This window comes from Bordetella genomosp. 4, from assembly GCF_002261185.1.
In the GTDB taxonomy this organism is placed as follows: Bacteria; Pseudomonadota; Gammaproteobacteria; order Burkholderiales; family Burkholderiaceae_B; genus Bordetella_A.
In genome coordinates, this window is record NZ_NEVQ01000001.1 from 191,097 (window position 1) to 208,276 (window position 17,180).

Below are 17,180 nucleotides of genomic sequence, written 5' to 3' on the forward strand. Positions count from 1 at the left end.
AAATTTTCGTCCAGCGACAATCGAGCTCATCCGCGCAAATCCCTCCGGGCCTCTCTCATAGAGATGGGGCCCGGACTAGCAGAGGCGCTACGCGACGATAGCGACCAGCTCGGCACCCTCGCCGACCTGGTCTCCGACGGCGTAAAACACCTCTTGGACTTCGCCATCGCCCGGGGCCGAGATCGTGTGCTCCATCTTCATGGCCTCCATGACCAGCAGGGCTTGTCCTTTCTTCACTTTGTCACCCGCCTGGACGGCAATCGAAATGATCTTGCCCGGCATGGGGGCGGTCAGCCCGCCCGCATGGTCACCCTCGCCATCCTGGGCGTGGGCCAATACATCATGCAGACCCAATATCTGGGTGCGGCCCTCGCGAAACACATACGCTTTATCACCGTGCAATACCACCGTGCCCGTGCTTTCGCGTCCATCCAAGGTCACGCGCAGCCCATAGGCCAGGTTCGGGTTCGCCCCCGTATGCGCGCGCCAGGAAAAAGCCGACGATGTTTGATCGTTGCGCAATGTCCAGGCCTGTCCGTCACGTGTGATCGTGACATCACGCAGGGTTTCATGATCGAGCCATTGCAGCGTTTGCTGATACTGTCCACCCAAACGCCATCCGTCGCGCACGTCCCATGGATCTGTGACTGATGCGCGCGTCGAGGGCGTCGCACCTGCCGAGCCTGGCAACGACGCACTGCTTGCGGGCGCCAAGCCCTGGCGGACCAGCACAGCCGCGGTGGCCAGCGCCACAGCGGTGGCATCTGCTGCAGCCGGCGGCGGCAGCAACGTCTCGCGCTGACGCTCGATCAAGCCCGTATCCAGATCCGCCGCAGCAAAGGCAGCATCCTGCATCAGGCGCGTCAGAAACGCCACGTTGGTCTGCACGCCCACGGCATGCGTATGCGCCAACGCCTGAATCATGCGTGCGCGGGCCTGATCGCGGTCCGCACCGTGCACAATCAGCTTGGCGATCATCGGGTCGTAATACGGCGTGATGGTATCGCCCATCCGCACCCCGCCATCCACCCGCACATCGCCGTTGGTAAACGCGACGTGAGGCGGCAACTCCAGATAGGCCAAGGTACCGATCGACGGCAAAAAGCCTTTATCGGGATTCTCTGCGTAAATGCGTGCTTCGATGGCATGGCCCTGAATGTGCAGGTCCTCTTGTCTGGCGGGCAGTGGTTGGCCCGCCGCAACACGCAGCTGCCACTCTACGAGATCGTGCCCGGTGATCATTTCCGTGACCGGGTGCTCGACTTGCAGACGCGTATTCATTTCCATGAAATAAAAACGTCCGTCTGGCTCGGCGATGAATTCCACCGTCCCTGCACCCACGTAACCGACTGCGCGCGCGGCCGCGACAGCAGCCTCGCCCATGGCTTGCCGGCGCTCTGCGGTCATGCCGGGGGCTGGGGCTTCTTCGATGACTTTTTGATGGCGGCGTTGTACCGAGCAATCACGCTCGAACAAATACACGCAGTTGCCATGCGTATCGGCAAAGACCTGGATTTCGATGTGCCGCGGCTTTTGCAGATAGCGTTCGATCAGCACGCGGTCATCGCCAAAACTCGATGCCGCCTCGCGCTGGCAGGACGCCAGCGCCTCGATAAAGGCACCGGAGGACTCAACGACGCGCATCCCTTTACCGCCACCGCCCGCGCTGGCCTTGATCAACACGGGATAGCCGATGGCATCGGCTTGCGATTTCAGAAACGCAGGATCCTGGTTATCGCCGTGATAGCCGGGCACCAGCGGCACCCCTGCTTTTTCCATCAAGGCCTTGGCGGCCGACTTGCTGCCCATGGCGGCGATGGCCGACGCAGGCGGCCCGACAAAGGCAATACCTGCATCCGTCGCGGCCTGAGCAAACGCCTCGTTCTCCGACAAGAACCCATAGCCCGGGTGAATGGCCTGCGCACCCGTATCGCGCGCCGCCTGCAAAATGGCCTCTGCCCGCAAATAGCTCGCACGCGGCTCCGGTCCCCCAATATGCACCGCGACATCGCAAGCCGCCACATGCCGCGCGCCTGCGTCAGCGTCGGAATACACCGCCACCGTCCGTATGCCCAGACGGCGCGCCGTCGCCGCGACACGGCAAGCAATCTCACCACGGTTAGCTATCAGCAGAGTATCGAACATGTTGTCTTCCACACAAAATTTGTTGTCACCGCGACCATGTCAAACAAACCCAATCGGCCACGCGTAATTACAGAGATCCTGTCCCCCACTCCACAGTGCCCCACAATCGGGAAAGTCACAGATCCGGCTCCGCCGGTCTGTAGACTTTGCCCCCTTGAGGGGGCGCGCGAAGCGCGTAGGGGGTGGGTTTCACCTACATCCGGAATACACCAAAGCGCGTGTCTTCGATCGGTGCATTCAATGCCGCCGAGAGCGCCAGGCCCAGCACACGGCGGGTATCTGCCGGTGCAATGATGCCGTCGTCCCACAACCGCGCGGTAGCGTAATAAGGATGCCCTTCGCGTTCGTACTGATCACGAATCGGTGCCTTGAAGGCTTCTTCGTCTTCTGCCGACCAATGCCCGCCTTTGGCCTGAATCCCATCGCGTCGTACCGTAGCCAGCACGCTTGCGGCCTGTTCGCCACCCATGACCGAAATGCGCGCGTTGGGCCACATGAACAACATGCGTGGCGAATACGCGCGTCCGCACATTCCATAGTTGCCCGCGCCAAACGAACCGCCGATCAACACCGTGAATTTAGGCACATTGGCCGTCGCAACGGCGGTGACCATCTTGGCGCCATGCCGCGCAATCCCTTCGTTCTCGTACTTACGGCCCACCATGAATCCAGTGATGTTCTGCAAAAACACCAGCGGGATTTTGCGTTGCGCGCAAAGTTCGATAAAGTGCGCGCCCTTTTGCGCCGACTCTGAAAACAGGATGCCATTGTTGGCCACGATGCCTACCGGCATGCCATGAATATGCGCAAAGCCCGTCACCAAGGTCGTGCCGAAACGCGCCTTGAATTCGTCAAAATCCGAGCCGTCCACAATGCGCGCGATGATTTCCCGCACGTCATAGGGTTTGCGGGTATCGGAGGGGATGATGCCGTTGAGCTCCGCCGGGTCGTAGCGCGGCTCGCGTACGGGGGTCAGTGCCAGAGGCGTGGGTTTTTGACGGTTGAGCCGTGACACCGCGTCGCGCGCGAGTTGAAGGGCATGCAGATCGTTGACGGCCAGGTGATCAACAACGCCGGATAACCGTGTATGCACATCGCCGCCGCCGAGATCTTCGGCGCTGACTTCTTCACCGGTCGCTGCTTTGACCAGCGGCGGGCCGCCCAGAAAAATCGTGCCTTGATTACGCACAATGATGGATTCATCGCTCATTGCCGGTACATAAGCGCCGCCCGCTGTGCAGGAACCCATCACGACTGCAATCTGCGCGATGCCTTGCGATGACATCACGGCCTGGTTGTAGAAAATGCGGCCGAAGTGATCGCGATCGGGGAACACCTCGTCCTGGCGCGGTAAATTCGCGCCGCCCGAATCCACCAGGTACACACAAGGCAGATGATTCTGCGCGGCGATTTCTTGTGCGCGCAGATGTTTCTTGACGGTCATGGGATAGTACGTTCCACCCTTTACCGTCGCGTCATTGCAGACGATGATGCACTCCGTACCGGCGATGCGGCCGATGCCTGTGATGACACCGGCTCCCGGTGCCTCGCCGTCGTACATACCGTGCGCCGCCAACGGCGACAGCTCCAGAAAGGCGCTGCCCGGGTCGATCAATCGCTCGACGCGTTCACGTGGCAGGAGCTTGCCGCGCGCCACATGTTTTGCGCGCGCGGCTTCGTTGCCGCCCAGCGCGGTCTGGGCCAATTGCCGGGCCAGGTCGTCCAGCAGCGCCTGCATGGCGCGTGCGTTGTCGGCGTAGTCTTGTGAACGCGGATTGATGCGAGATTCGATAGTGGGCATAGCGGGCCGTTGTCGTGCAAAGAGATCGACAGGCACTGCGGATGCAGGCCGTTTTGTTTATCGGAGGCTCTGGAACTTTCGACGTTTAGTGCATAGAGCCGTCAACCTGCGTAAAGGCCGATGCCTCAACGCCTGGATACCTGATCGAAATGCAGTGGTCTTGCTTATGGTGGGTCGCGGTGTGTCAGATCACATGCGCGATCCGACACACGCACAGACTCGTTAAATCATTTCGATGGCCATGGCCACGGCTTCGCCGCCGCCAATGCACAGCGTGGCGACGCCGCGCTTGCCGCCGGTCTTGCGCAGGGCCCCGATCAGCGTGGTGACCAGACGGGCGCCCGATGCGCCGATAGGATGGCCCAGCGCCGTTGCGCCACCGTGCACGTTGACTTTGTCGTGAGGCAGTTTGAAGTCGTTCATGGCAGCCATGGTGACGACGGCAAAGGCCTCGTTGATTTCATACAGATCAACGTCCTCGGCTTTCCAACCGGTTTTGGTGAACAGGTTTTTCAGTGCACCGACGGGCGCGGTCGTGAACCAGTTCGGTTCTTGCGAATGCTGGCTGTGCGCCACGATACGAGCCAGCGGCTTGAGGCCGAGTTCTTCGGCAGTCGAGGCACGCATGAGCACCATGGCAGCCGCACCATCGGAAATCGACGACGAGTTGGCCGCGGTGACGGTGCCGTCCTTTTTGAATGCGGGTTTCAGCGTCGGGATTTTCTCCGGCATGGCTTTGGTCGGCGCCTCGTCGGTGTCGATCACGGTATCGCCTTTGCGGCCAGCGACGGTGACGGGGGCGATTTCCCATTTAAAGCTGCCGTCTTCGGTCGCGGCACGGGCACGGCGCAGCGACTCCAGCGAAAACGCGTCTTGCTGTTCGCGCGTGAAGCTGTATTTCGCCGCGCAGTCTTCGGCAAAGACGCCCATGGCCTTGCCGCGATCGTAGGCGTCCTCCAGGCCGTCCAAGGCCATGTGGTCATACACCGTGCTGTGGCCATAGCGATAGCCTTGGCGGCCCTTGAGCATCAGATACGGGGCATTGCTCATGCTTTCCTGACCGCCCGCGACGACGATGCGCGCCGAGCCGGCGTTCAACAGGTCATGGCCGAACATGGCGGCCTTCAGGCCTGAACCGCAAACTTTGTGAATGGTCGTGCACGCAACACCCAGCGGCAGCCCGGCACCCAGCGCGGCTTGACGCGCGGGGGCTTGGCCCTGGCCGGCCTGCAACACATTGCCCATGATGACTTCGTCGACCTGGTCCGGTTTGATACCGGCGCGTTCAACGGCGGCTTTGATGGCGACAGAGCCGAGTTCGTGGGCGGCCAGGCCTGACAGGCTGCCCAGCATGCCGCCCATGGGGGTGCGGGCAACAGAAACGATAACGACGGGATCAGACATGATGGGCGCTCCTGAAAATCAGAGATAAATTGGATTGTTACGACGCGAAAACAGGCGGCGTTGCGCCAACGCGCAGCCGTCTGTCCTTATCGTAAGGGAAAAATTCTTCGATTTGACCTTGCGCAACATGGGTGCGGCAGGCCTGCCACCAGTCGGCTTGTAACAGCTCGGCATGGTGCCGTAGAAAGGCTTTGCGTATACGAGGGTCGCCCAGCAAAAAGCGGTCGAATTCCTCGGGGAAAACATCATTGGGGCCGATGGCGTACCACGGTTCGCTGGCCATCTCGGCCTCTTCGTTCGGCGCGGGCGGAATCTGGCGAAACTGCATCTCGGTCATGCGCTGAATTTCGTCGTAGTCGTAAAACACCACGCGGCCCAGGCGAGTGACGCCGAAATTCTTGTACAGCATGTCGCCAGGGAAAATATTCGCGCTGGCCAACTGACGGATCGCGTCCCCATATTCGCGTATCGCATGATCCACCATCGGCTCGCTGGCATGTTGCAAATACAGATTCAACGGTGTCATTCGGCGTTCGATGTACACATGCCGGATGACGATCGAGTCATGGTTTTCCTCGAGCAGGCTGGGAACACGCTGCCGCAGTTCGTCCAGCAGGGCCGATGAAAAACGCGCGCGCGGCAACGCGACTTGGGAATATTCCCAGGTATCGGCCATGCGGCCCACACGGTCATGCAGTTTGACCATCTGGTATTTGCGCCGCACGGTGGCGTGATCGATGCCATCCTTGTCGATGTGGTCCTTGATCAGCTTGAACACATACGGATAGGACGGCAACGTGAACACGCACATCACCATGCCTTTGATGCCTGGCGCAATATCAAAGGCATCGCGCGAATGCGCCAGATGGTGCAGGAAATCGCGATAGAACAGCGTCTTGCCCTGTTTTTGCAGGCCGATCATGGTGTAGAGCTCGGCCTTGGGCTTGCGTGGCAACAAGCTCGACAGAAAACTCACCACGGCGGCCGGCGTTTCCATGTCGACCAGAAAATACGCGCGGGTAAAGCTAAATAGCGTGCTCAGATCATCCGCACCCAGCAATAACGCGTCCAGCTCGATCTGGCCCGCGGCGTTGCGCGTCAGCGCAATGGCAAAAGGCAGCAGGCTGCTCTGATTGATCAGGCGGCCAACGATATAGGCGCCCTTGTTGCGAAAGAACAGCGAGCCCAATACCTGGATCTGGCAGTCTGGCGCGAGCCGCCGGCCCTGATGCCGAGGCCATTGCGCACGCAACTGCCGCACAGCGGCACGCGCCAGCAAACGTGTATCGCGCGGCAGATCCGCATACGGCGCGGCTAACCCGAAATCAGCCACCATGCGGACCAGGCCGCTGCGTAACCCCTCGGACAAGGGGTAATAAACCCGGTACGACGGAATGCGGCTATCCAGATAATCCGTCGCAACCGCCGGCCGGACAAACAAGAAATCGTTATGGAAATAGTCGCGATGCAGAATGCGGCACGATACCGAATTGAAAAACGTTTCCGCGCATTCGGGTTGACGGTGCTCTGACAGCAACCCGACGAATTGCTGTTTGACATCTTGCCAGAACGCCGTTTGTGCAGGCGTCAGACTTGTCTCGCTATCTGATGCGGCCAAACCTTGCAAAGTGCGTTGCAGTTGATTGGCGCACTCGCGCACGCGCATGTCGTAGTACTCGATGCGTTCGCGAGAGAGCTGCTGGATACCATGCCAATCGCCCGATTCGAACAAGGCCTTGGCACGTTGGGCGCTGTAGCGAAACAGCGCGTAATGCCGGTCAAAACCTGCCAGGATCTGGCGGGCGACATCCAGCGGCAGTGGCGCAGGTGCGGCCACTGGCTCGATATGCTGGACGTCGCCGGTGTAGATCATGATGGGATCGGATCAGGCGGTTTCGGCAAACAATTCGCGGCCGATCAGCATGCGGCGGATTTCGCTGGTGCCCGCGCCGATTTCGTACAGCTTGGCATCGCGCCACAGGCGGCCCGTGGGGTATTCGTTGATGTAGCCATTGCCGCCCAGAATCTGTACGCCCTCGCCGGCCATCCAGGTGGCTTTTTCGGCGGTGTACAGAATGAGGGCCGCGCAGTCTTTGCGGACTTGCCGCACGTGCTCGGCGCCGAGTTGATCCAGGTTCTTGCCGACGGCGTAGCAAAACGCGCGGCTGGCCTGCAACGTGGTGTACAGGTCTGCGACCTTGCCCTGGATCAATTGAAATTCGCCAATCGCCTGACCGAATTGCTTGCGGTCGTGGATGTACGGCACTACGACGTCCATCACTGCCTGCATGATGCCCAACGGCCCGCCGGACAGCACGGCACGTTCGTAGTCCAGGCCGCTCATCAGGACTCGCACGCCGCCATTGACCTGACCCAGCACGTTTTCCTCGGGGACCTCGCAATCCTGGAACACCAACTCGCCCGTGTGGCTGCCGCGCATGCCCAGCTTGTCCAGCTTTTGCGCGACTGAGAATCCCTTGAAGTTCTTTTCCACCAGAAAGGCCGTAATCCCGCGCTGGTGGGCCTCCGGATCGGTCTTGGCATAGACCACCAGGGTATCGGCGTCCGGACCGTTGGTGATCCACATCTTGGTGCCGTTCAGTACGTAGCGATCGCCCTTTTTCTCGGCTCGCAGCTTCATACTCACCACATCGGATCCCGCGCCTGGTTCGCTCATCGCCAGGGCGCCCACATGTTCGCCGGAAATCAGCTTGGGCAGATAACGGGCTTTCTGTTCTGCCGTGCCATTGCGATGGATCTGGTTGACGCACAAATTGGAATGCGCGCCATACGACAGGCCGATCGACGCGCTGGCGCGCGAGATTTCTTCCATGGCCACCATGTGCGCCAGGTAGCCCAGATTGGCGCCGCCGTATTCCTCACTGGCAGTCATGCCCAATACGCCAAGCTCGCCGAACTTGCGCCAGAGGTCCATCGGGAATTGATCGCTGCGATCGACTTCGGCGGCGCGCGGCGCGATCTCGGCCTGTGCAAAAGTACGCACCGCGTCGCGCAGCATATCCAGGTCTTCGCCTAGATTGAAGTTCAAGCCGGGAAGGTTCATCGCGATCTCCGTGAGAGTATGTACTTACATTCGGTGGCGCTGCATGCGTGAGTCCGTTCGCTGGATCCATCATGCTCCACCGCTGGTGGCTAAGCAATGTAGAAGGTTTATATTACGTTTACGTAAACGTAAAGTAAAACGCGGGTTTACCCCTAACAAAAATACGACGAGGACTTGTCAGACCATGCCAGAATTTGCCTGGAACTTGTCTGACCAATCCATTGCTGGCCCGAGCGGGCCTCTGGAGGGACTGTCGTGATAGAACTCGCCGATCTGGACGAGATGATTGCCTTGCGGCGCGATATCCATGCGCATCCTGAGCTGGCGTATGACGAACATAGGACGGCCGCCCTCGTGGCCGAGCGCCTGCGATCCTGGGGGATCGAAACCCATACCGGCATCGGGCGCACCGGGGTGGTGGGCGTGCTCAAGGCAGGGAGCGCATCGCGAGCCATCTTGCTGCGGGCGGACATGGACGCATTGCCCATCCAGGAAGCCAACACCTTTGACCATCGCTCGCGCCACGACGGCAAAATGCACGGCTGTGGCCACGATGGCCATACGGCGATGCTGCTGGCCGCGGCCCGCTATCTAAAACAGTCGGGCGGCTTTGACGGTACCGTCTATGTTTGCTTTCAGCCGGCGGAGGAAAACGGCGGCGCGGGTGCCCGGGCCATGATCGAGGACGGCTTGTTCGAGCGTTTTCCGTGCGAAGCCGTGTTCGGCATGCATAACTGGCCCGGGATGCCGGCGGGCAGTTTCGGCGTTTGCAGCGGCCCGATGATGGCGGCCGCGAATGCGTTCAAAATCACGGTAACCGGACGTGGTGGGCATGCCGCGGCCCCGCAGGACTGCGATGACCCTGTCCCGGCGCTATTTGCGATCGGCCAGGCGCTGCAAACCATTTTGACGCGCAGCAAACGTCCGCTGGACGCCGCGGTCGTGTCCATTACGCAGGTGCAGGCGGGTGGCGAAGTGACCAACATCATTCCCGGCAGTGCGTGGCTGGGGGGCTCGGTGCGTGCTTACAGCACGGATGTCGTGGATTTGATCGAGCGGCGCATGAACGAGCTGGCAGAGCCGATTGCTGCGGCCCATGGCTGCCGGGCCGAGGTGTATTTCGAGCGTCGCTATCCCGCTTTGGTGAATACGCCTGATGAAACCGCCTTTTGCCTGGACGTCATGCGCGACGTCGTGGGATCCGATCAGTCGCGGGTGATCGAGCCCGTGATGGCATCCGAGGATTTTGCTTTCATGCTGCAGGCCAAGCCAGGCTGCTACGTGTTTCTAGGTAACGGAGACGGCGAGCACCGCCTCGCAGGTCACGGGCTGGGTCCGTGCATGCTGCATAACACCAGCTACGACTTTAATGACAATTTGATTCCTGTCGGCGCGTCCTATTGGATTCGCCTGGCGCAGCGTTACCTGGCTTGAGTGTTCATCGACAGCCATCTTGATGGCTTTCCCCGGCATGAGCAGAGGGGATTCTCGGAGCGTTGAAATGATCAGAATGGCAGCACTTTCGAAGTTCATCCGTAGCGTTGCGATCATGGCCGTAGCGGCGATGACCACCGCCGCTCACGCCCAGCCTGCATGGCCGGGCAAAACCTTGACGCTCGTCGTCCCTTATACCGCTGGCGGCACGAATGACACTTTGGGCCGTACGCTGGGCGACATTCTCCGCCAGACCTATGGCACGGCGACCATCATCGAAAACAAACCTGGTGCGGGAGGCAGCGTGGGGACTGAGGCCGTTGCGCGAGCCAAGCCCGATGGGACCACATTGCTGCTGGCATCGACCAGCCCGCTGACGATTTTTCCGAATCTAGTGAAAACCTCGTATGACCCGATGAAAGACCTCGTTCCGGTTGCCAGTGTGGCAGTCGGGCCTGTTGGCATCCTGGCCACCAAAGCGCTGCCCGTGAGCACGTTTGCCGAGTTGGTGGACTATGCCAAGCAGCACCCCGGCAAAGTCACGTTCGGCATCCCTGGCCTGGGCTCCGTCGCACATATTGGTATGGCCGCGCTGAACAAGCAGGTGGGCATCGAGATGCTGCAAGTGCCGTATCGCGGCGGCAGTCAGGCGGTGTCGGATGGTCTGGGTGGCCAAGTTGATCTGTTGGTCGTCAACACGGATATCGTGCTGCCTCACGTTGCCGCCGGCACGCTCAAACCCCTCGCGGTGATGGCGCCGCAACGGCTTGCACCGTGGCCCGATGTGCCGACCATGGCAGAGCTGAAGCTGCCGGACATCCGCTATTTCTCGAACTTTTCGCTGTTCGCGCCTGCCGGCGTGCCACCCGAAGTGATGAAAACAATGCGTGACGCAATAGCAAAAGCGCTCGCGAGCCCGCAGTATCAACAGATGCTGGAGAAAAACTCCATGCAACCCGGCACCGGTATCGGCGAGGAGTTCGCGAAACAGGTTCGCACGGACTACGAGAACAATCAGCGCATCATTCGCGAAAGCAAGATTCAAGTGCAGTAGTTCATGCGTGACGAAAATGGGGATTTCCTTTGGAGCATCTGATGACGCGTACGCTGGTCTTTTTGTTTGTACTGTTGACGACGGCCCTGAGTTCCGGACTATCCCATGCGGAATCCAACCCTGCTCTGGCTGGCCAGAGCGTGACCAAGGACATTGACGGCGGCCGGCACACCAAGGAATACGCGCGCAATGGGACCTTGATCTACGAAGTCATCGAGCGCGAGGTTACGCAGGGTGGGGCCAAGACGATTCAAGCCACTGAGCGCGAGTGGCTGGACAATGCAACGCCAGTACGCGAGCAAGAATTCCTGGGTGGCAAAGAAATAAAGGCCACGTTCTGGTACATGAACGGCAAGGTCAAAGAGACCCGGTTGGACCAATCGATTCATGATCCCAAAGGCGTGCCGGGGACATATGTAGAGCGGTTTTCCGATCTCGGCGTCTTGCAATCGGCCGGTGTGTTTCAGGGGCAATACCGCCACGTCGGCGTGCATCACTACTATGACGAGGCAGGCAAACTGACCAGCGAGATTACTTACGGACCGGATGGCACGAAGCTTTCCAGCAAGACATTCGATGCGAGCGGTGCAGCCAAAGACACGGCCCAGTATTACCCCGACGGATCGCGCAAGATGCAGTAGCCGTACGAGGTCGCTGTCGCGCTACGGATATTGCTGTGCTGCGGGAATTTGCTGCAGCAGTAAGGAACCATGACGTGCGCTATTCCGCGCGGTGGCCAGCCACGATGAGGGCCATACCAGCCAGGCAGAGCCCGACACCGGCCCAGTCAGTCAGCGCCGGACGCACACCGTCTACGGCCCAGAGCCATATCAGTGCCATGGTGACGTATACGCCGCCATAGGCCGCATACACCCGGCCCGAGGCTGTCGGATGCAACGTCAACAGCCAGACAAATAACGCGAGGCTCAACACCGCCGGCAATAATAGCCAGGCGGAATGGCCCTGCTTTAACCAGAGGTACGGCAAATAACAGCCGAGGATTTCGGCGAGCGCCGTCAAGACGTACAAGCCTAATGTGGGCAGCAAAGTCATCGTCTGTTCCGAGAAGTCTCGGCATTGATGCGGGAGGTCAGCGGCACGGTCAAGGCTTTTGTGCCAGCAACATCTGACACTGCTGTTCCTGCTCCGCGATTTCCGACAGTGTGTCTTCGATATCGCGGCGTTGTTGCTCCAGGGCCGCACGGTGCTTGGCCAGGACATCCAGATACTGTCGCAATTGCATCGCGTTGTCGCTCGGGCTGTCGTACATGTCGATCAATGCGCGGATTTCCGACAATTGCAGTCCAAGCCGTTTGCCGCGCAACGCGAGCTTCAGGCGGGTGCGGTCGCGTGGGCTGTACACACGGTTGCGGCCATCACGCGCAGGGCTGACGATGCCCTGATCCTCGTAGAACCGGATGGTGCGCGGCGTGATGTCGAACTCGCGAGAGAGCTCGGAAATCGTCCAGGTGGGCGGCATGCGATATTTGGCAGTTTACGTAAACGTAAATTATGATGGTCTGGAACAATCGTCAAGCTTATTTCTAACCGTCGACGCGGTTCGGCGGTTTAACCGAGAGCAATAGATGAATCCTAACGAGCATCAACTGCAGTATCCCTGGGGAGATACACAGCCCGAGCCAGGCGTTGCACTAGAGGTCGCGCCAGGCGTGAAGTGGATCCGCATGCCGCTGCCCTTTGCGCTGGATCACATCAATCTTTGGTTGCTGCGCGACGAGATCGGCGGACGCCAGGGCTGGACGATTGTCGACTGTGGCATCAGCCGTGACGAGGTGCGCACGCTGTGGGAACAGGTCTTTGCCCAGGAGCTGGACGGGTTGCCGGTGTTGCGCGTGCTGGTCACCCATATGCATCCCGATCACGTCGGGCTGGCCAATTGGTTGTGCGAGCGTTGGAATGCGCCGTTGTGGATGAGCATGACCGACTACATGGTGGCCGTGCTGTGGTCATCGCGTTCGACGGGCTCGGGTCCCAATGGCGAGGCGGCCGTGGCGCATTTTGCGCGCCATGGAATGACCGACCCCGATGCTCAAGAGCAGATCCGCCTCCGCGCAGGCTATTACCCGAATCTGGTGCCCGCCATGCCGGCGCGTTACACCCGTATGCTGCACGGCGACCAGGTTGCCATCGGCGGCCATGATTGGCGCGTCATCGTGGGCTACGGGCATGCGCCGGAACATGTTTCGCTTTACAGCCCCACCTTGAACGTCGTGATCTCTGGCGACATGGTGCTGCCGCGCATTTCCACGAATGTCAGCGTATTCGATTACGAGCCGGACTCGGATCCTCTGCGCTTGTATCTGAGTTCGCTGGACGGCTATGGCGATCTGCCGGCCGATGCCTTGGTATTGCCATCGCACGGGCGCCCTTTCAAGGGCCTGCATGAGCGTATCGCCCAGCAGCATCAGCATCACGCGGATCGGCTGGCAGAGGTGCTACAGGCTTGCGTCACGCCGCAATCCACGATGGATATCGTGCCTGTGCTGTTCAAGCGCAAACTCGATCTGCACCAACTGACGTTTGCCATGGGCGAGGCGCTCGCGCACCTGCACACGTTGTATTTCGAGGGCAAGCTGACTCGCAAGACCGATGAAGACGGAATCGTGAGATTTACCTCCCGCTGAACGTGAGCACTGACCGGGCGTGAGGGTCAGCGGCTGGCCGTGGCCAGCCGGATGGCCAGCCCGAGAAAAACAATACCCGTCACGCGGTTCAACCAGCGCGACGCGGTAGGCGAGCGTTGCAGCAGTTGCCCGAAAGTACCCGAGAAAAAAGCGATCGCGCTAAATACCAGTAACGCGGCCAGCATGAACAGCACGCCCAATACAGCCGTTTGCAGGCCGACAGGACCGTATTCCGGTTTCGGCGAGGTGAATTGCGGCAAGAACGCAAAAAAGAACAGCAGCACCTTGGGATTGGTCAGGCTCATGATGACACCGCGCCGATAGAGCGCACCCGGTGTCATCGCAGGTGGCCGCTCGGCATTGGCCGGACCGCCACGCGCGCGCAGCGCCTGCCACGCCAAATAGGCCAGATAGGCGGCCCCCGCGAGCTTGAGGACGGTAAACGCATGCGACGAGGCCGCAAAAACCGCCGCCAAACCGGCAGCGACGGCAGCCGTATGGCCCAGTACGCCGGTGCATAGCCCCAACACCACGCACATCCCCGCGGAACGGCCCCACAGGGCCGATTGCATCAAGACGAACAGATTGTCGGGGCCAGGCGTGAGAGCCAGCACAATCGCGATACCGAAAAAAGCAAGCAATGTGTCAAAGGGCAGCATGGCGCGGCGGCCGCAGAGGCGGCCATAGAGAAGTGGCGTCGGAGGATCTCAAGGGTACAGCGCGCAGGCTTGGTGAGCAATTCGTCGGCACGAATACGGCGAATCTCCTAATATCGAGGTTCTGACTGTTTTCTGCCCATCCTCATTGCATTCCTATGGCCAAAGATCCTGTCTCGCATATCGACACGCTGCTCCAGCATACCGGCACGGCGCCATTCAATCCGCAAACGGGCTCGGCCCCCGTCAACCTGCCGTCGATGCGGGCCAGCACCGTGCGTTTTCAGAATCTGGATGCACTCGAGGCGACCCAGCGCCGCAAAGCATCCGGCCAGCGCGCCGCGACCTATGGCCGTATGGGCATGGATACGCATGCGGCGCTAGAGCAGGTGTTCTGCGAGCTCGAAGGCGGCACGCATGCCTATCTGGCGTCCTCGGGGATGTCGGGCATTACCTTGGTGATGCTGTCGCTGCTGTCCGCTGGCGACCATGCGCTGGTGGCCGACTGCGTCTATGGCCCGGTATATGAGCTCGACGCGGCGTTACTCAAGCGTTTGAATATCGAGATCACCTATTTCTCGGCGGATGACGATCTGGAATCCTTGGTGCGGCCGAACACCCGGCTGTTGTACGTGGAATCCCCTGGTTCCTTGCTGTTCCAGATGCTGGATATTCCCGCATTGGCGGCGTTTGCGCGCAGCCACGATCTGGTGCTGGCTTGCGACAATACGTGGGGATCGGGGTACATCTATCAGCCGTTGAAGTTGGGCGCGCACGTCTCGGTTGTGGCCGGCACGAAATACGTGGGCGGACACTCGGACCTGATGCTGGGCGCGGTCGTCACGAATGATGCCGAGGTTGCACAGCGCCTGAATCGTACGCAGTACGCCATGGGATATTCCATCAGTGCGGACGACGCCTGGCTGGCGCTGCGCGGGGTGCGCACCTTGCCCATTCGTATGGCGCAACACGCTAATCATGCATTGCAGGTATGCGAGTTCCTCGCGGGACGCCCTGAGGTTGCACGTATTTATCACCCCGCCTGGCGGGACGACGCCGGCCATGCATTGTGGCAGCGCGACTGCACTGGTTCAAATGGCATGTTGGCTGTCGAGCTGCGCCTTTCCCCCGAAGCTTCTCGCCGTTTCGTGGACGCGTTGCAGCTGTTCGGTATCGGCTTTTCGTGGGGAGGCTTCGAAAGCCTGGTGCAGTGGGTGACGCGCGGCGAGCTTGCGCGACATCGCTATTGGACGGGGGGCGATCACGCGTTGGTGCGGTTGCATATCGGGTTGGAAAACCCGGCGGATGTGATCGCCGACCTGACACAGGCGCTTGATCAGGCGGGCGCATCACAGAAACAGTAGGACTATTGCGTTCCAACGCAAAAAAGCCCTCCGCAGCGCTTTTGGCTTGCTGCCCCAAGGGGGCGTTTTTGTTTTGGGGCGGCCCAGCAAAAAAAACCGCCTGATGATTCAGGCGGTTTGATCACGTGCTTACTTGCGCGCCATCGGGATCAAGCGATCGATTTCCTGGATCGCGCCCTCATAGCTGTTGCCGGCCAGGCTGGGCGAGGTGATGAACTTGCCGCCCACGCTGAATGTCGGCGTGCCGTCGATCTTGTATTCCTGAGCCAATTGATCGGCGCGTTGCACTTGCGTCTGTACGCTGAACGAATCGAAAATCGAATCGAACTGGGCACGATCGACACCCTGCTCGGCAGCCCAATCGCCCATGGCTTTCTTGTCGAACAGGCGCTTGCGTTCGACGTGCATGGCGGTGAACACCTTGGTGTGCAGGTCGGGGCGATTCAACGTCTGCAGCGTGTAGTACAGCTGTTGCAAAGGCTTCATGCTGGCGTTAAACGCGATGGGAACTTGCTTGAGCACGACATCGTCCGGCTTGGTCTTGGCCCAGTTTTCGACCATCGGCTCCATTGCGGCGCAGTGGGGGCAGGTATAGGCAAAGAACTCCAGGACTTCGATCTTGCCCGGGGTGTCAGACGGCAGCGGCGGATTGACGGCCACATACTGCTGGCTGCTTTGCGCCTGACTGGCGGGAGCGAACAAGGTGGTGGCGGCCAACGCGGCGGCGGCAGCAAAGCGGGTGAGCATGGAGAACTGCATCGTGCGTATTCCTGAGTAAATAGTTACTAGTTACGGTGACAGACTGATCGTACCCGAGATAAGTTCCGGGGGTTACCAGGTGCAACGGTCGTGGGCGGGTTCGACGTGTGGCGCCAGATGACGCGTCACAGGATGTTCCCTACTGCCGCACCACAGCCGTCTCGATCTTGTTTTCGCCTAAACGGCCTCGGGCGCGGTTCATGTCGTCCAGCCGGGCAAATGGACCGACCCGCACGCGATTGATCTGTTTGCCATTGACTTCGGCTCGCTGCACCGCGACAGGGAGGCCCAGCAACAGAATGCGGGCTTTGACGGCCTCGGCATCGGCTGCTCCCTGGTAGGCGCCTGCCTGCAGAAAATACTTGCCGCTGGATGTGGCGGTGGCTGGAGCTGGCGCCGTTGCCGTCGCCGGACGTTTCTGCGTGGCGGCCGGGGCCGGTGCTGGCGTCGCAGCGGGGGCCTGAGCCCCACTCGAGGGCAATGTGGCAATCAAGGCACCCAGCTCGTCCGAGGGCTTGCTCTGGGACGTGTCAGGCGTCGGCGTCGGGATAGCCGGCTGCAGATTGGGCAGGGGCGCAGGCGCCGTGGCGGTCGGGCCGCTGGGCGGTATGCCTGCAGCGCCATCACGTCCATACAGCCCCAGATTCGGGTCTGGCGCCAAGCGTGGATCAGGCTGCTCGGTCCGGTCGGGATCGCGCGTGGCACGGTCCACAAAGGGCATCGGGGCCTTGGTGACGTAGAACGCCACGATGGCTGCGATGATGAGACCGATGAGCAACCCGGCCAGCGCACCGTACATGGTGCTGCCGCGTTGTTGGGGCTGACGGGAGGTTGATTTGCGTTTGGTTGCCATG

At 60.5% G+C, this 17,180-nt stretch carries 15 protein-coding genes; 5 read left to right on the forward strand and 10 right to left on the reverse strand.

From position 1 onward, the window contains the following. Positions 1 to 87 precede the first annotated feature (87 nt). The 5 genes from CAL20_RS00890 to CAL20_RS00910 all read right to left on the reverse strand — a co-directional run bounded on the left by CAL20_RS00890 (position 88) and on the right by CAL20_RS00910 (position 8,414). The gene (locus CAL20_RS00890; RefSeq protein WP_094836971.1) at positions 88 to 2,145 is read right to left on the reverse strand and encodes an acetyl/propionyl/methylcrotonyl-CoA carboxylase subunit alpha; all 2,058 of its coding nucleotides are present in this window, start codon (positions 2,143 to 2,145) and stop codon (positions 88 to 90) included. Between the two features lie 193 nt (positions 2,146 to 2,338). Next, positions 2,339 to 3,946: a carboxyl transferase domain-containing protein gene (locus tag CAL20_RS00895; protein WP_094836972.1), complete on the reverse strand. Its 1,608-nt coding sequence runs from the start codon at positions 3,944 to 3,946 to the stop codon at positions 2,339 to 2,341. Positions 3,947 to 4,168: 222 nt separating this feature from the next. Further along, positions 4,169 to 5,350 (reverse strand): acetyl-CoA C-acetyltransferase, encoded by a 1,182-nt coding sequence (locus CAL20_RS00900; protein WP_094824025.1) that lies wholly within the window; start codon positions 5,348 to 5,350, stop codon positions 4,169 to 4,171. A 37-nt stretch (positions 5,351 to 5,387) separates the two neighbouring features. Continuing rightward, positions 5,388 to 7,223 carry a bifunctional isocitrate dehydrogenase kinase/phosphatase gene (gene aceK, locus CAL20_RS00905; RefSeq protein ID WP_094836973.1) on the reverse strand — a complete coding sequence of 612 codons (1,836 nt, stop codon included), beginning with the start codon at positions 7,221 to 7,223 and terminating at the stop codon, positions 5,388 to 5,390. A gap of 12 nt (positions 7,224 to 7,235) precedes the next feature. Further along, on the reverse strand, positions 7,236 to 8,414 hold the full coding sequence (locus CAL20_RS00910) for an isovaleryl-CoA dehydrogenase (protein ID WP_094824027.1): 1,179 nt from the start codon (positions 8,412 to 8,414) through the stop codon (positions 7,236 to 7,238). Positions 8,415 to 8,669: 255 nt separating this feature from the next. Between CAL20_RS00910 and CAL20_RS00915 the strand changes: the two genes are divergently transcribed. From CAL20_RS00915 to CAL20_RS00925, 3 genes are all read left to right on the forward strand, one after another. Beyond that, positions 8,670 to 9,848, forward strand: a complete 1,179-nt coding sequence (locus tag CAL20_RS00915) for a M20 aminoacylase family protein (RefSeq protein ID WP_094824028.1) — start codon at positions 8,670 to 8,672, stop codon at positions 9,846 to 9,848. A 76-nt stretch (positions 9,849 to 9,924) separates the two neighbouring features. After that, positions 9,925 to 10,902: a Bug family tripartite tricarboxylate transporter substrate binding protein gene (locus tag CAL20_RS00920; RefSeq protein WP_254924447.1), complete on the forward strand. Its 978-nt coding sequence runs from the start codon at positions 9,925 to 9,927 to the stop codon at positions 10,900 to 10,902. A 41-nt stretch (positions 10,903 to 10,943) separates the two neighbouring features. Beyond that, on the forward strand, positions 10,944 to 11,543 hold the full coding sequence (locus CAL20_RS00925) for a hypothetical protein (protein WP_094824030.1): 600 nt from the start codon (positions 10,944 to 10,946) through the stop codon (positions 11,541 to 11,543). Positions 11,544 to 11,622: 79 nt separating this feature from the next. Here the strand turns inward: CAL20_RS00925 and CAL20_RS00930 are convergent, their stop codons facing one another. After that, positions 11,623 to 11,955, reverse strand: a complete 333-nt coding sequence (locus tag CAL20_RS00930; protein ID WP_094824031.1) for a YnfA family protein — start codon at positions 11,953 to 11,955, stop codon at positions 11,623 to 11,625. A gap of 49 nt (positions 11,956 to 12,004) precedes the next feature. Continuing rightward, on the reverse strand, positions 12,005 to 12,382 hold the full coding sequence (locus CAL20_RS00935) for a MerR family transcriptional regulator (protein ID WP_094824032.1): 378 nt from the start codon (positions 12,380 to 12,382) through the stop codon (positions 12,005 to 12,007). Between the two features lie 106 nt (positions 12,383 to 12,488). Here CAL20_RS00935 and CAL20_RS00940 point away from each other — a divergent pair, with 106 nt between their 5' ends. After that, positions 12,489 to 13,547, forward strand: coding sequence for an MBL fold metallo-hydrolase (locus CAL20_RS00940; protein WP_094824033.1), 1,059 nt, complete (start codon positions 12,489 to 12,491; stop codon positions 13,545 to 13,547). A gap of 26 nt (positions 13,548 to 13,573) precedes the next feature. Here CAL20_RS00940 and CAL20_RS00945 read toward each other — a convergent pair whose 3' ends face one another. Then, complete coding sequence (locus CAL20_RS00945) at positions 13,574 to 14,206, reverse strand: LysE family translocator (protein WP_094824034.1); 633 nt, start codon at positions 14,204 to 14,206, stop codon at positions 13,574 to 13,576. 155 nt (positions 14,207 to 14,361) lie between these two features. On the opposite strand from CAL20_RS00945, the gene metC reads away from it, so the two are divergent. Further along, the gene (gene metC / locus CAL20_RS00950) at positions 14,362 to 15,567 is read left to right on the forward strand and encodes a cystathionine beta-lyase (protein WP_094824035.1); all 1,206 of its coding nucleotides are present in this window, start codon (positions 14,362 to 14,364) and stop codon (positions 15,565 to 15,567) included. 129 nt (positions 15,568 to 15,696) lie between these two features. Here metC and CAL20_RS00955 read toward each other — a convergent pair whose 3' ends face one another. Then, positions 15,697 to 16,326, reverse strand: a complete 630-nt coding sequence (locus CAL20_RS00955; protein WP_094824036.1) for a thiol:disulfide interchange protein DsbA/DsbL — start codon at positions 16,324 to 16,326, stop codon at positions 15,697 to 15,699. A gap of 139 nt (positions 16,327 to 16,465) precedes the next feature. Further along, positions 16,466 to 17,179: an SPOR domain-containing protein gene (locus CAL20_RS00960; RefSeq protein WP_094824037.1), complete on the reverse strand. Its 714-nt coding sequence runs from the start codon at positions 17,177 to 17,179 to the stop codon at positions 16,466 to 16,468. Between the last annotated feature and the right edge of the window lies 1 nt (position 17,180).

Coding starts and splice junctions, on each gene's coding strand:
- CAL20_RS00890 (WP_094836971.1), bottom strand. CDS start 2,145: ATGTTCGATACTCTGCTGATAGCTAACCGTGGTGAGATTGCTTGCCGT.
- CAL20_RS00895 (WP_094836972.1), bottom strand. CDS start 3,946: ATGCCCACTATCGAATCTCGCATCAATCCGCGTTCACAAGACTACGCC.
- CAL20_RS00900 (WP_094824025.1), bottom strand. CDS start 5,350: ATGTCTGATCCCGTCGTTATCGTTTCTGTTGCCCGCACCCCCATGGGC.
- aceK (WP_094836973.1), bottom strand. CDS start 7,223: ATGATCTACACCGGCGACGTCCAGCATATCGAGCCAGTGGCCGCACCT.
- CAL20_RS00910 (WP_094824027.1), bottom strand. CDS start 8,414: ATGAACCTTCCCGGCTTGAACTTCAATCTAGGCGAAGACCTGGATATG.
- CAL20_RS00920 (WP_254924447.1), top strand. CDS start 9,925: ATGGCAGCACTTTCGAAGTTCATCCGTAGCGTTGCGATCATGGCCGTA.
- CAL20_RS00925 (WP_094824030.1), top strand. CDS start 10,944: ATGACGCGTACGCTGGTCTTTTTGTTTGTACTGTTGACGACGGCCCTG.
- CAL20_RS00930 (WP_094824031.1), bottom strand. CDS start 11,955: ATGACTTTGCTGCCCACATTAGGCTTGTACGTCTTGACGGCGCTCGCC.
- CAL20_RS00935 (WP_094824032.1), bottom strand. CDS start 12,382: ATGCCGCCCACCTGGACGATTTCCGAGCTCTCTCGCGAGTTCGACATC.
- CAL20_RS00940 (WP_094824033.1), top strand. CDS start 12,489: ATGAATCCTAACGAGCATCAACTGCAGTATCCCTGGGGAGATACACAG.
- CAL20_RS00945 (WP_094824034.1), bottom strand. CDS start 14,206: ATGCTGCCCTTTGACACATTGCTTGCTTTTTTCGGTATCGCGATTGTG.
- metC (WP_094824035.1), top strand. CDS start 14,362: ATGGCCAAAGATCCTGTCTCGCATATCGACACGCTGCTCCAGCATACC.
- CAL20_RS00955 (WP_094824036.1), bottom strand. CDS start 16,326: ATGCAGTTCTCCATGCTCACCCGCTTTGCTGCCGCCGCCGCGTTGGCC.
- CAL20_RS00960 (WP_094824037.1), bottom strand. CDS start 17,179: ATGGCAACCAAACGCAAATCAACCTCCCGTCAGCCCCAACAACGCGGC.